The organism is Arthrobacter sp. 10N44_2 (genome assembly GCF_056394385.1).
Map to the genome: position 1 here is coordinate 86336 of NZ_JBFTHT010000014.1, position 12662 is coordinate 98997.

Annotated in this window: 13 protein-coding genes; 3 read left to right on the forward strand and 10 right to left on the reverse strand. The window is 66.5% G+C overall.

Annotation, left to right across the window (positions count from 1 at the left end; all coding sequences use genetic code 11):
• Positions 1 to 37: 37 nt before the first annotated feature.
• The 5 genes from AC1DBX_RS15095 to AC1DBX_RS15115 form a co-directional block, all read right to left on the reverse strand.
• Positions 38 to 640, reverse strand: coding sequence for a class I SAM-dependent methyltransferase (locus tag AC1DBX_RS15095; RefSeq protein ID WP_476932130.1), 603 nt, complete (start codon positions 638 to 640; stop codon positions 38 to 40).
• Positions 641 to 723: 83 nt separating this feature from the next.
• Positions 724 to 1491, reverse strand: a complete 768-nt coding sequence (locus AC1DBX_RS15100; protein ID WP_275959779.1) for an amino acid ABC transporter ATP-binding protein — start codon at positions 1489 to 1491, stop codon at positions 724 to 726.
• A complete protein-coding gene (locus tag AC1DBX_RS15105) occupies positions 1488 to 2507 on the reverse strand; it encodes an amino acid ABC transporter permease (protein ID WP_476932131.1) in 1020 nt (339 codons plus the stop codon). The genes AC1DBX_RS15100 and AC1DBX_RS15105 overlap by 4 nt, the downstream gene beginning before the upstream one ends.
• A 6-nt stretch (positions 2508 to 2513) precedes the next feature.
• The gene (locus AC1DBX_RS15110) at positions 2514 to 3416 is read right to left on the reverse strand and encodes an ABC transporter substrate-binding protein (protein ID WP_028277463.1); all 903 of its coding nucleotides are present in this window, start codon (positions 3414 to 3416) and stop codon (positions 2514 to 2516) included.
• A gap of 78 nt (positions 3417 to 3494) precedes the next feature.
• Positions 3495 to 4769 carry an alpha-hydroxy acid oxidase gene (locus tag AC1DBX_RS15115; protein WP_476932132.1) on the reverse strand — a complete coding sequence of 425 codons (1275 nt, stop codon included), beginning with the start codon at positions 4767 to 4769 and terminating at the stop codon, positions 3495 to 3497.
• A gap of 134 nt (positions 4770 to 4903) precedes the next feature.
• On the opposite strand from AC1DBX_RS15115, the gene AC1DBX_RS15120 reads away from it, so the two are divergent.
• Positions 4904 to 6532, forward strand: coding sequence for a PucR family transcriptional regulator (locus tag AC1DBX_RS15120; RefSeq protein ID WP_476932133.1), 1629 nt, complete (start codon positions 4904 to 4906; stop codon positions 6530 to 6532).
• 37 nt (positions 6533 to 6569) lie between these two features.
• On the opposite strand, the gene AC1DBX_RS15125 is transcribed toward AC1DBX_RS15120, so the two are convergent.
• The 3 genes from AC1DBX_RS15125 to AC1DBX_RS15135 form a co-directional block, all read right to left on the reverse strand.
• The gene (locus AC1DBX_RS15125) at positions 6570 to 7946 is read right to left on the reverse strand and encodes a diacylglycerol/lipid kinase family protein (RefSeq protein WP_476932134.1); all 1377 of its coding nucleotides are present in this window, start codon (positions 7944 to 7946) and stop codon (positions 6570 to 6572) included.
• Positions 7947 to 8015: 69 nt separating this feature from the next.
• Positions 8016 to 8351, reverse strand: coding sequence for a cupin domain-containing protein (locus tag AC1DBX_RS15130; protein WP_026538519.1), 336 nt, complete (start codon positions 8349 to 8351; stop codon positions 8016 to 8018).
• 97 nt (positions 8352 to 8448) lie between these two features.
• Positions 8449 to 8766 carry an acylphosphatase gene (locus AC1DBX_RS15135; protein WP_476873565.1) on the reverse strand — a complete coding sequence of 106 codons (318 nt, stop codon included), beginning with the start codon at positions 8764 to 8766 and terminating at the stop codon, positions 8449 to 8451.
• A gap of 230 nt (positions 8767 to 8996) precedes the next feature.
• Here AC1DBX_RS15135 and AC1DBX_RS15140 point away from each other — a divergent pair, with 230 nt between their 5' ends.
• Positions 8997 to 9272 carry a YegP family protein gene (locus AC1DBX_RS15140; protein WP_243182192.1) on the forward strand — a complete coding sequence of 92 codons (276 nt, stop codon included), beginning with the start codon at positions 8997 to 8999 and terminating at the stop codon, positions 9270 to 9272.
• A gap of 20 nt (positions 9273 to 9292) precedes the next feature.
• Here the strand turns inward: AC1DBX_RS15140 and AC1DBX_RS15145 are convergent, their stop codons facing one another.
• The gene (locus tag AC1DBX_RS15145) at positions 9293 to 10231 is read right to left on the reverse strand and encodes a hypothetical protein (RefSeq protein ID WP_476932135.1); all 939 of its coding nucleotides are present in this window, start codon (positions 10229 to 10231) and stop codon (positions 9293 to 9295) included.
• 15 nt (positions 10232 to 10246) lie between these two features.
• Positions 10247 to 11038, reverse strand: coding sequence for a hypothetical protein (locus AC1DBX_RS15150; RefSeq protein WP_476851633.1), 792 nt, complete (start codon positions 11036 to 11038; stop codon positions 10247 to 10249).
• 218 nt (positions 11039 to 11256) lie between these two features.
• Between AC1DBX_RS15150 and AC1DBX_RS15155 the strand changes: the two genes are divergently transcribed.
• Complete coding sequence (locus tag AC1DBX_RS15155) at positions 11257 to 12504, forward strand: mechanosensitive ion channel family protein (protein WP_476851634.1); 1248 nt, start codon at positions 11257 to 11259, stop codon at positions 12502 to 12504.
• Positions 12505 to 12662 lie beyond the last annotated feature (158 nt).

The following is a 12662-nucleotide window of genomic DNA, read 5'->3' on the forward strand; positions in this document are numbered from 1 at the left end:
GGGCGGAAGTCCTGCCGGATAAGGGTCTTGCCCGGCGTCAGGGTTTCCGGGCGATGACGTCGAAAATGTGCCAGTGCTTGGGACCGCGGAAGGATTGGCCGTCGGCGTCGTAGATCTCGAACGTGAGGATATCCAGTCCCTCGAACAAGGCCCTGGCCTCAGCTTCGGTGTGGAAGTTCCATTCGGGAATGGCGGCCCAGGAGTCCCGCTCGCCGAACAGATTCACGGCAATGACGCCGGAAGGGCCCAGCGCCCCCAGCAGCATCCGCCAAAGGCGGGCGAAGTTTTGGGGGTGGACGAAGGGCAGCGAATAGCTGGCCAGGATGAGCCCCGCCTCCGGGAGCGGCGGAAGGTCCTCGAACGGGCTTAGCTCGACGTCCAGCTGTTCGGCGAGCGCCGCGGGCACAGTTGCGAGCAGCTTGTCCCGGGTGTCCGGCTGTGAATCGACGGCGAGGACCCGCCAGCCGCCGTCGAGCATCGCCAGTGTTTCCTTGCCCGCGCCGCAGCCCAGATCTATGGCGCGGCGGCCGTTCCCCGGGCCGGCGAAGGCCATGGCGTCGAGGCACAGCGTGCGCACCCCGCGGGTTGCCTGGGCGGCGTTGTAGTCCGCCCAGATCTTGCTGTCCGCGGGGCTGTCCACGGATTCAGTTTTGCACTGGCGCGGCGGTGATGCCACTGCCCCCGAGAGGCCAGGGCTCACCGCCGCGCCGTCAACCCTCGGCGTCACAGCACCTTGGAGAGGAACGCCTTGGTCCGGTCGTGCTGGGGATCGCTCAGGATCTGGCGGGGAGCCCCGGCCTCCACCACCACGCCGTCGTCCATGAAGACCAGGGTGTCGGCCACCTCGCGGGCGAACCCCATCTCGTGGGTCACTACAATCATGGTCATGCCGCTCTTGGCCAGTCCCTTCATGACATCGAGCACCTCGCCCACCAGCTCCGGGTCCAAAGCACTGGTCGGTTCGTCGAAGAGCATCAGCTTGGGGTCCATGGCCAACGCACGGGCAATCGCCACCCGCTGCTGCTGGCCGCCCGAAAGGTGCGCCGGATAGGCATCGCCCTTGTCCCCCAGCCCCACGCGCTCCAGCAACTCCATGGCCCTTGCCGTGGCAGCGGCCTTGGAAATCTTCTTCACCCGCATGGGCGCAAGAATGATGTTCTCCACCGCGGTCAGGTGCGGGAACAGGTTGAACCGCTGGAACACCATTCCGATTTCCTGCCGCTGGAAAGCAGCTTCCTTGAGCTTGAGTTCGTAGAGCTTCTCGCCTTTTTGACGGTAGCCGACCAGCTGTCCGTCGACCGACAGCCGGCCGCCGTCAACCACTTCCAAGTGGTTGATACAGCGCAGGAACGTCGACTTGCCCGAACCGCTGGGCCCCACGATGCAGAGGACTTCCCCGGGGTCGACCTCCAGGCTGATCCCACGCAGGACTCTGTTGGATCCGAAATTCTTGGAAACCTTCTCCGCAAGAACCATTGGCACGCCCGTCATCCCTTACCTCCAAAATCTGTGCCGAGCGGTGCACCCGGCGCGCCAGGTCCGGCCGTCGGCGCCGGTTCGGGCGCGGCGGGTGCCTTGCCTGTCTTGATCCGTCCGGTTCCGCGGGAGAACCGCTTTTCGATGAAGTGCTGCCCGACCATGAGGACGGAGGTGAAGAGCAGGTACCAGAGCGAAGCAACAATCAGCAGCGGGACGGGGGTGAACGTCACGGCTGAAATGCCGCGGGACACCCCGTAGAGGTCGATGCTCAATGGGATCGCGGCCACCAGGGATGTGGTCTTGAGCATTGAAATGACTTCGTTGCCGGTCGGCGGAATGATGATCTTCATGGCCTGCGGAACCACCACATACCGCATGGTCTGGCCCCAGGACATGGCCAGGGCCGTTGAAGCCTCCGCCTGGCCCTCGTCCACGGACAGCAGGCCGGCACGCACGATTTCAGACATGTAGGCGGCCTCGTTCAAGGCCAGACCGATCACGGCGGTAATGAACAGGTTTGTGAAGATCTCGTTCGGGACGGTGACCCACGGCGTCGTGAACGGAATCCCCAGCGTGAACACCGGGTAGATCAGGGCCACGATGCCCCAGAACACCAACTGCACGTAGACCGGGGTTCCGCGGAAGATCCAGATGTACAGCCAGGCAATGCTCTTGAGTACCGGATTCGGTGAGAGCCGCATGATGGCCAGCAGCAGGCCGATGACGATCGCGCCGATCATCGAGTAGATGGTCAGCCACAACGTCACCCACGCGGCCTGGCTGATCCGGCGGTCAAAAATGTACTTCCCCACATCCGGCCAGCCATAGTCCGAGCGCTGGGCGGCGTCCAGGACAAATACCGCCAACCCAAGCAGCAGAACCACGGCAATCACGATCCGCCACGGGTGCCGCAGCGGGATCGCCACGATCGCCTCCGCCGGCGAGGTGTCCGTGTCCTGCCCGCCCCGGTCCCGAGGCTTCCTGTCAGGCTCCGACTCAATCATCCTGTCGGATTCCGGCTCGCTCATTTGCTATCACCCTTTGGCTGCCACGTTGAGAGTTGCTGTCTTGACGCCACCGGACTCGACGCCCCACTTGGACAGGATCTTGTTGTACGTACCGTCGTCGATCAGTGCCTGCAACGCCTTCTGCAGGACCGGGGTAAATTCGCTGCCCTTGGCCACGGGCATCCCGTACGGCGCCACCTCAAAGGCGTCGCCGGCGGTCTGCAGCTTGTCCTTGGTCTTGGAGATCGCATACAGAGTCACGGGCGAATCGGCGCTCATCGCATCGACCTGCCCCACCACGAGGGCGTTGGTTGCCTGGTCCTGCGCGTCGTACTTGAAGATGGTGATCGCCGGCTTGCCTGCATCCGTGCACGCCTTCGACTTGGCCGGCACCTCATGCGTGTCCTCATAGGTGGTGGCCTGGACGGCGACCTTAAGCCCGCAGGCGTTGTTCGGGTCCACATTCTTGCCCTTGGGCGACGCCCACTGGATACCGGCCGAGTAGTAGTTCACGAAATCGACCTGCTTTTCGCGTTCCAGTGTGTCGGAGAAGGACGACATTCCCATGTCGTCCTTCCCTGCCTTCACCGCCGGCAGAATGTTATCGAAGGTGCCGATGTCGAAGTTGACCTTCAACCCCATAACCTTGCCCAGGGCATTGGTGAGGTCCACGGACCAGCCTGCCGGTTCGCCGTTATCGTCCTTGAACTCGTTGGGCGGGTAGTTGTTGGCCATGCCGACGTTGAGCACGCCGGAGCTCTTCATTTTTTCCGGGAGCGAGGCAGCAATGGAGTCATTCTTTTGCACGTCGATGGCGTCAGCGGTACCGGATGCCGAGCCGGTGGCGGCGGGTTCGCTGTTGTTGACACAGCCCGAGAGCGAGAGCGCCGTGGCTATGGTCAGAACTGGAAGAAGGTATCGGGTGCGCATGGCTTCCTTATCTGTTCAGGGATTCTCTAGGCTCCCGCAACGCTGCGGGAGGGCACTGCATGACTGCTTATTCAAAACTCAAGAATTTGTGTTTTCCGACGCTCTTGTCTCAAGAAGTTCTCCGGAATGACGAATATCCCGAAGAATTTCCCCGCCCCGGGCCTTCAACTCGGAAATACTGGAGACGCCCACTAACGTCATCGTACGCCGCAGTTCATCCCCGAAGATGTCGATGATGCGTCCGACGCCCGGTGAGCCGGCCGCTACCAATCCGTACAGGTAGGCCCGGCCGATCGAACAGGCATCGGCTCCCAGCGCCAGCGCCTTGAGGATGTCGCTCCCCCGTCGGATGCCCGAGTCCACGTAGATCTCGATCGAATCGCCCACCCGTTGCCGCGATTCCTGGAGGACGTCCATGGGGCTCAGCATGTGATCGAGCTGGCGGCCGCCATGATTACTCAACTGGACGGCGTCCAGGCCAATCCGGGAGGCCTTCGCGACGTCGGCCGGGTTGACGCAGCCCTTGAGCACGATTTTGCCGTGCCAGGCCTGCCGCAGGGCCTCAAGTTCCTTCCAGCCGCTGCTGGCATCCGAGTGGCCCAGGATGTGCTGCCACATGGTCGGGGTCACCACGGAGGATGCGGCGGGGCTCTGCGGATCCAGGTTCGGGAAGCTGATGCCGTCCGACTTCAAAAAGTTGATCCACCAGGAAGGGCGCCGGGCGATGTCCGCGATGGTTGACAGTGTGAGCGCGGGAGGGGCGGTGAATCCGTTGTGGAGGTCGCGTTCCCTGGAACCCAGTGCCCGCGTGTCGACGCCGACAATCAGGGTGTTGAATCCGGCTGCCTTGCAGCGGGCCAGTTTGTTCTTCATCGCCTGGGCGTCGGAGGTGAGGCCAAAGTTGAACCAGCGGTCAAGGGACGGGTGGTGCTCTGCGATGGTTTCCATGGGCACGGTGCTCAGCCCGGCCAGCCCATAGGGGATGCGGGCCCGGTCCGCGGCGGCCGCGACGGCCAGCTCGCCCTCGGGATGGAACAGCCGGGTCGCCCCGGTGGGGGTCAAGGTCAGCGGCAGCGCGCTTTCTTTTCCTAGCAGGGTCGTCGTCGTATCGGGTCCGGACACCGGGCCCCAGCTGGGCATGAGGGCCCAGGCGTCGAAGACGGCCCGGTTGCGGCGGAGCGTCACTTCATCTTCGGATCCGCCGTCGAGATAATCGAAAATCCCGGCCGGCAGGACCTTGCGCGCCGCTTTCCGGAATTCCTCGACGTTGTAGGCGCCCGCCAGCACGCGCCGTTGGCGGGACAAGACGGGGGCCTTCACCTGGACGAGTTGCCTGGCTTCGCTGATTTTCAATGACGGCCTTCCGTTGAACTGTGCTGCGTTATGGTTCAGCGTAGGAAATGAAGCTCCGCATCACCATGGAGTTATCGACAAATTGAGGGGCCAATCATTAGTAGCGAATACCAAACAGCTTCTTGGGTGTCCCGGTGACGGCATCGGAGGTGAAGACGCACGCGCTGCCTACCCTGGCCGACGTCGCCCGCTCGGCGGGCTCGGAAATTCTCAGCCTCGTGGAAATGCCGTCAGATGACCGGCAGATTGTCGCCGGCTCGGTTCTCTACGACTCGACGGCGCGGCCCGCCAAGTTCCCGGGTGCCGTTGCCCTGGCCATTGGTTTGTCCCTTTCCGGGAAGCGTCTGGGCGCGAAAGTGCGGGAACTCAGCGACGCCGGGTACGTGGCGATCGTCTACAAATCCAACGGCACCTCGGACGAAGTCCTGCGGGCAGCCGCCCGGGACAATGGGATGGCGCTGTTCCGGGCCTCCGACTCGGTGCCCTGGAACCAGCTCGCGGAGATCATGGACGCCGCAGTGGTCCCGCACCGGCAATCGGGCCGGACCCTGGTGGACATCCGGCCCGGAGACCTGTTCGACCTCGCCAACACGGTGGCGGCCCAGGCCGGCGGTGCCATCGCGATCGCCGATCCCGAGCAGACGATCCTGGCGTATTCCACCCTCCCGGACCAGCCCATTGACGAGACGCGCCGGAGCTCCATCCTGAGCCTGCAGGTGCCGCATTCGTTGGAAACGGACAACGATTACCGCCGTGTCCATGCCTCCACCGATGCGCTGGATGTGGCCACGCAGGATCCCTCGCTCCGGCGCACGGCCATAGCGATCCGGGCCGGCGACTCCGTTCTGGGCTCGCTCTGGCTCCTTGAATTGGCGGACCACCACAACGAGGACGCCAACCGGATCCTGCGCGAAGCCGCCAACGTGGCCGCGCTCCACATCCTGCACAAACGGACCACCTACGTCTCGAACCTGACCCGCCAAATCGATCTCGTCCAGCCGCTGCTGTTCGATCCGAAACGCGCCGAACTGGCCGCCATCAGGCTCGGGATCTCGGCGCCGTCGATCCGGGTTGCGGCCCTGGGCGTCTGGCCGTCCGAGGCCATCGCGGCCGAAACGCTGCAGTCCCGCCTCCGGCTCTTCGACACCATCCGGACCGCCTGCGCCATCCGGCTGCCCTCGGCCGTCTGCGGGCTCTCGGACAACATCGTGTACATCGTCCTGCCGCAAACCACCGAAACCTCACGCCAATTCCAGCGCACCGCGCTTCTGAAGATTGTGCAGAATGCGCGGCGGCTGCTCGCACGCCCGGTCCTGGCCGCGCTCGGCGCCGCGGCGACGATCGACCGGCTGGAGGACTCCAGGGTCAACGCGGAACTGGTCTTGTCCGAACTTGTGCGCAACGTCGCAGAGGGGCGCATCGCCGCCGATTCCGATGACATCGTGGCCGACGACGACTCCCTCGGCTCGCGTCTGCTGCTGCGCCAGTTCGTCTCGGCGCTGACGGCCGCAGGCCAACTGCCCGGGGCGCACGCGCTGAGCATCGCGGCGTACGACGAACAGCACAGGAAGTCCTTCGAGGAGACGATCTACGCCTACCTCAGCTGCGGCGGAAACGCGATCGACGCCGCCAAGTCGCTGGATGTGCACGTCAACACGGTCCGGTACCGATTGTCCCGGGTGGAGCCGCTCTTCGGCATAGACCTCGACGACGCCGAAACGCGCCTGCTCGTGTGGCTGCAGTTGTGGGCACGGCACAACTAGTCGCCGTCGTACACGGTTCAGGCCAGATCTGCCGAGCCTACGATCCCCCGCCGGCGTGCGGAGGAACGGCGGACGACGGCGCAGACGGCGCAGACACGTGCCGGCCCCACGCCAGCTCGCGGAGCCGGACCAGATCCAGCGCCGGTTGGGCCGGCGGGACGCCCGGACGGTTCCGCGGAACCAGTACCCGCAGTGCGCGGGGTTCGATGGTGCACCGTACCGGTGTGCTCATCAGCAGAGCCTCACCGTCCACTCCGACGGGGATATCGGGCACGTCGGCGTCGACCACCACCTCCGCCGCGGTGCGTTGGATCAGGCCGCGCTTCGTGGCACGGCGCAGCAGGCCAACCGCTTCCCGGGTGTTGGCGGCGGAAATCGCCACCGCGCCGAGCACGCCGCGGTCCAGCCGGGTTCGGCGGCCCAGGCCGGCGAGGTCATTGCTGCCGTACGGACCGTTGCTCACCAGCACCGCCTGCGGGCCGTCCACCGTCTCCCCGTCAGCCTGCGCCCGCAGCCGCGCACCCTTATCGCCCCTGATCAGGTCCGGAAGCATCTCCAGCACGGTACCGGCCTTGTCGTCCCTGTACGCAGGGCTCTGCACCACCTCGGCGTACACCCCGAAGGATGCGTTGTTGACGAAGGTGCGGCCGTTAATCTTGCCGAGGTCGACGTGAAGCTCCACCCCGTCCCGGAGGGCATCGAGGCAGCCTGTCGGGTCCTCGCGGTCCAGCCCGAGATCCAGGGCGAAATGGTTGCGCGTGCCGGCGCTGATCACCAGGAACGGAAGGTTGTGCTCGGCCGCAATGCCGGCCACCAGCGCCTGGGTGCCGTCCCCACCGGCGACGCCGAGCAGATCGGCCCCGCGCTCCACGGCCTGCCGGGCCAACGCGTCGACGTCGACCGGCCCCGGTCCCTCAAGAAGCGCCACCTCGGCGCCGAGTTCTTCCGCCTTCCGCTGGAGGTCGAACTTCACCACCTTGCCCCCGCCGGAACGCGGATTCATCACCAGGAAAGCATGCTGCCAGGCAGGGGCGGGGTGCTCGGGCATGGCTTTGCCCTCACCCCTTTCCCGGAGCGCGGCGCGGGCACAGACCAGGGCAACGAATGCCAGCGCAACGGCAATAGCCACCTCCCGGAGGAGGCTCCCCTGGATGTAGAGGGCCACGACCACAAGGGGTGCGAGTACCGCCAGCGCCAGCGCAAACCAGCGCAGAAGACCCCGGCTGATGAGGAACCAGTAGATCGCTGCCACGGCCACCAACACGGCGCCCAGGCCGGTCGTGACCAGCGCAATAGTGCCTGCCAAACCCGCCGCCACCAACGGGACAGCCACCGCGAGGATAACTGCGGCGAAGGCCCCCCTGGCCCACCACCGCCGGGTCTTTGGGACCTCGTCGAAAGGGATGACAGTCATGTCCTGCTCCTTGCGGTAATCCGGCCCCTGGAGTGGCTTCGACCGGTCTCGCCGCCTGCGGCTGGGCCGTCAGGTCTTGATTTTCGCCACGGTCATGAGGATCGCCGAATCTTCCTCGGCCTCCAGGCTGTGCAGCCCCTCGGGCACGATCAGCAGATCGCCGGTCTTGCCCTGCCACGATTCGTTGCCGGCCCGCAGGCGCACGCAGCCGCGGAGCACAAACACGGTCGCCTCGCCGGGGTTCTGGTGCTCGCTCAGCTGCGTCCCCGCCCTGAACGCCATAACGGTCTGGCGCAGGACTTTCTCATGCCCGCCAAACGCAGTGTCCGCAGCCCGTCCGCTGGGTGCCGCAACCGCGGCAGCCAGCTGCTGCCGGGCAAGGGCATCGAGCGATATCTTCTGCATGGGGCCACCCTACTCAGAAACCGGGCCCCTGCCGAGGGTCCTTCGCCCCGGACCGGCCCCGGACCGGCCCCGGACCGGCCACCGGAAAGCTGCAGCCCTAGTAGGCCACGTCGAATCCGCCGAACTCCCCCGTCGCGGCCGAGACCGATTCGTCGACGTCCTCCACCCGGCCGGGCGCCTCCGGCGAGCGCAGCCAGCGCCGCAGTTCCAGCACCACGGACTGCGGCCCCTCGGCCACGATGCCCACGGAGCCGTCGGTGTTGTTCCGGACCGTGCCGCTGAGCCCCAGTTCCTCGGCCTTCCGGACCGTCCAGTAGCGGAAGCCGACCGCCTGGACCACACCGGACACCCGCGCGTTCAGCCGCACCGGCTCGCCGGAATCCGCCGGAAACTGCACAGGATGTTTGCCCGCCATGTTCCCAATGTAGCGCCCATCCGGGCGCCCGGTTTCGGCACACAGGGTTTGGTACTGCCGGCCCAGTCTCATCCGCCAGACACCAAGGGACCTTTGCCTCTTTCCCGGGGACGCCGTCCACGAAAGGGTGGCTACCGGCACTGCAGCGATTTGTCGAAGACCCGGCAACAGCACAAAGAAGTGCTCTTACCCTCCACCGGCGGTCACCACCGCTAGACAAGGACAAGACAATGGCTGGACAGTTCGAAATCTTCACCGACGCGGAATCCAATGTACGGTTCCGGCTCCTTGCCGCCGACGGGACCGTGTTGGCGATTTCCACAGCATTCGACGACAAGCGCCAGGCGGCGGACGGCATCATGGCCGTGCGCGAGTGCGCCGGCACCGGGCTGATCCGGGAGGTCAGCAGCAACCCGTGGACCGGGCAGCGCGGCGGCAGGAACGCCTCGCCGACACCTGCGGTCCGGGAACACCGTCACCGCCACCGGCACCTGCCTGCTGTCTAACCCAGCGTCGTCTAACGCAGCTACTTCGCCGGTTCCGTCGCGGCGCCAGTCCCCGTGCCCGTGGCCGCGCCGTTGCCCGCCGGACGCAGCGACGTGATCATCTTCCGGACGTCCTGGTACTCCGCCGTGCTGGCGTAGAGCTTCGCCTTCTCCAGGTACGGCAGCCCGGGGTCCCCCGGCGTCGTGTTTTTCCCGGGGTCATACGCCTGCCCGAACAGCGCGCCGCTGGGCGGCCAGAGGAAGAGCTGAAACATCGGACACGACGTGGGCCCGGTCTCCTCCGGCATCATGGTGATGCCGTACGACGCGTAGGTGGGCGGCGAAGCCTCCGCCGCCCCGAAGTCGCCCCGGGCCTCGAAGACGTAGCGCGGCGGGCTCTGGTCCGCCGCACCGGGTTCGGCGAGCGCCTGCATCGGCTGAGAGTCGATGAGCAAGTAGGGCTGTTGATCGCCGCATTCGGCGCCCGTGACGATGTTCGTGCGCAGCGCGGCCATCTGCTTCCCGGCGGCGTTCACAACGTCCACGAACTCACCGCCCAGCGGCGCCTCCCCTGCAGGGTCCCGGATCTCCCACTCGGCCGGGTAGTCGAAACTCAGCGTCCCGTCCGACGTCGTGAACGTCTTCCAGCCGGACGACGACGGCGGGAGGGCCGACGTCGTCGGGGTTGCCGCCGCGGTGCTCCCCGGAGCCGTTCCCGATGCTGTGTCCGTGGCTGACTCCGACGGCGTGGTTCCCTGTGTCCCCTGCGAAGAGTCTCCCGACTGGGTGTTTCCCGGCTGGTCATTTCCCGGTTGGGTGCCTCCGGCAGGCGGACCTGCGGACGTTGCCTCCGGCGCAGCGCCGGATGTCGCAGGGGGCGCCGCCGGTGAGCCGCAGCCGGCCAGCAGCAGGACCGCGAGCACCAGCGCCGAAACAAACGGAGCCGGAACCGCAGCCGCTGTGAGCCGTCGCCTCGCCATGAGCCCGGGCCGGCCCTACTGCCCCGCCGGGCGCAGCGAGGTGATCATCTTCCTGATGTCCTGGTATTCGGAGGTCTCCAGATAGGCCTCCGGGGTGTCGACAAAGGGCTCGTTGCCCGGGGTGGTGTCGAAGGGGTTATAGACGCCCCCGAACGACGCTCCGCTGGGCGGCCAGGTGAAGAACTGGAAAATCGGGCAGGCATCGGGCCCGGACGGCTTGGGCGCGGAGCTGATGCCGTAGGCCATGACGTTGGCCTTCGCTGGGTCCTTCTCGGCCGGATACAGCCGCAACTCAAAGATGAAGTGCGGCGTGACGCCCTGCTGGGCCAGGGCCGGAACCTGCACCAGATCGAGCACCTGGTAGGGGATCCGCTGCGTGCATTCCGCACCCGGGGCGACGTTGGTCTTCAAGGTGGCCAGCGACTTGCCGCCCGCGTTCAGGACCTCCAGGAACACGCCGCCGGGTGCCGCCTCGGCGCCGCGGTCCTTGACGGTCCACTCGGCGGGGTGATCGAACTCGAGCTTCCCGTCCGGGGTCTTAAGGCTCTGCCAATCCGCCGCCGTCGGCGCCGGAGTGCCCGGCGCCGACGGCGGCTCGGTCGGCGGGACATCGACGGCGCCGCTACTGGCCGGCGCGGACGTCAGTGGGGGCACGGTGGGCATCGACGGCGACGTCGGCCCCGGGCCCGCGGGCGCACCGCAGGCGCCCAGCAGCGCCGCAACCAAGAAGCCGGCCGACGCTGCCGTGCCGAACGCCGCGAGTCGACGCATGTCACCCTCCCCCTGGGATTCAAGTGGTTCGACCATTCTGGAGCGTCCGTCGGCAAAATCAAGAGGCAAAAGTCCCGGAGTGGCGGGCCGAACTCTGTCCGGGCCCGCGGCCGGACTGCGCTGGACTGCGATGGTCCGCGCCGGAACCTGCCGAAGACTTGCCGTGCCCGCCGGCTCCTGCAGCGGCGTGAGGAGACCCACGTTGACATCCCGGCGATTTCAGTTGCCCGTGGAAGCTTGCTAGAGCTTAAGTAATGCAAGAGTTCCTCACCCAAGCAATGCCGTTCCTGGCCATGGCCCTCGCCGTGGTTGCCGGGCTCGTCCTGTCCTGGCTGGTGCGCAAGATTGTGCTCCGGCTCAACCGCAGCAAGCCCGAACTGCGCGAGACCTCCCGCGTGGCCCGGCTGCCGTTGCGCTTGTCGCTGTGCCTGATCGCCGTCCGGATCGCGCTCGCCACGAGCGGCGGGGATCTTGAATGGCGCCACGGCCTGGACCATTTGCTGCTGATTGCGCTCATCGGTTCGCTGGCCTGGCTGGCCATCGCCATGCTGCTCATCATCGAGGCAATGGTGCTGACCCGGTACCGGGTGGATGTCGCGGACAACCGGCGCGCCCGGCGGCTGCGCACCCAGGTGATCCTGGCCCGGCGGATCGGCGTCGCACTGATTGCGGTGGTGGCCCTGGGCAGCATGATGCTGACGTTCCCCGCGATCCAGGCGCTCGGCGCCGGGCTCCTGGCTTCCGCAGGCGTGATCTCGATTGTCGCGGGCCTCGCCGCGCAGACCTCGCTGGTCAACGTCTTCGCCGGCATCCAGCTCGCCTTCACGGACGCGATCCGGGTGGACGACGTGGTGGTGGTCCAGAAGGAATGGGGCCGGATCGAGGAGATCACCCTGACCTACGTGGTGGTCCACATCTGGGACGACCGCCGGCTGATCCTGCCCTCGACGTACTTCACCACCACCCCCTTCGAGAACTGGACCCGGCGGCAGTCCGAGGTTATGGGCACCGTGGAGTTCGACCTCGACTGGCGCGCTCCCGTCGAGGCAATGCGCGGCGAGCTGAAGAAGGTCCTGGCCGATACGCCGTTGTGGGACAAGCGTGTGGGGATCCTGCAGATCACGGACGCCACCGCCGGCTTTGTCCGCGTGCGCATTCTGGTCAGCGCCGCGGACAGCGCCTCCCTGTTCGACCTCCGCTGCCTGATCCGCGAGGAACTGGTGCTGTTCCTGCAGCAGGACCACCCGACGGCGCTCCCCCACGTCCGCCTCGAATCGCTGCCGTCGGCACTGGCGGCGTCCACTTCCGGCAACGCGTCCGACGCCGTCACGGGCTCCAAGCGCCCCGGCAAGGCTACGGCCGAGCACCACCGGCACCCGGATCCCCACGACTCCCAACTGTTCACCGGATCCATCGAGGCGATCCAGCGCTCCAAGGCCTTCTCCGGACCGGGCGAGGACGTCTTCGAGGACCGCGACAACGCCATCGCCTCGCAGAACTGAAATGCAGGGGTTCCTTGTCAAGAGGGGCCGGGCGGCCGCGCCTGGACAGCACGACAGCACAGCCGGACCGGGCAGGTCTTCCCAGCCCCCGCCAACTGGTCAATAATCAGACGTTGGCGGGTCAGCAACGCGCTGCCCCCTTGTCTGCCGGACCAGCT

Coding starts and splice junctions, on each gene's coding strand:
- AC1DBX_RS15100 (WP_275959779.1), bottom strand. CDS start 1,491: ATGACGGGCGTGCCAATGGTTCTTGCGGAGAAGGTTTCCAAGAATTTC.
- AC1DBX_RS15105 (WP_476932131.1), bottom strand. CDS start 2,507: ATGAGCGAGCCGGAATCCGACAGGATGATTGAGTCGGAGCCTGACAGG.
- AC1DBX_RS15110 (WP_028277463.1), bottom strand. CDS start 3,416: ATGCGCACCCGATACCTTCTTCCAGTTCTGACCATAGCCACGGCGCTC.
- AC1DBX_RS15125 (WP_476932134.1), bottom strand. CDS start 7,946: ATGACTGTCATCCCTTTCGACGAGGTCCCAAAGACCCGGCGGTGGTGG.
- AC1DBX_RS15130 (WP_026538519.1), bottom strand. CDS start 8,351: ATGCAGAAGATATCGCTCGATGCCCTTGCCCGGCAGCAGCTGGCTGCC.
- AC1DBX_RS15135 (WP_476873565.1), bottom strand. CDS start 8,766: ATGGCGGGCAAACATCCTGTGCAGTTTCCGGCGGATTCCGGCGAGCCG.
- AC1DBX_RS15140 (WP_243182192.1), top strand. CDS start 8,997: ATGGCTGGACAGTTCGAAATCTTCACCGACGCGGAATCCAATGTACGG.
- AC1DBX_RS15145 (WP_476932135.1), bottom strand. CDS start 10,231: ATGGCGAGGCGACGGCTCACAGCGGCTGCGGTTCCGGCTCCGTTTGTT.
- AC1DBX_RS15150 (WP_476851633.1), bottom strand. CDS start 11,038: ATGGTCGAACCACTTGAATCCCAGGGGGAGGGTGACATGCGTCGACTC.
- AC1DBX_RS15155 (WP_476851634.1), top strand. CDS start 11,257: ATGCAAGAGTTCCTCACCCAAGCAATGCCGTTCCTGGCCATGGCCCTC.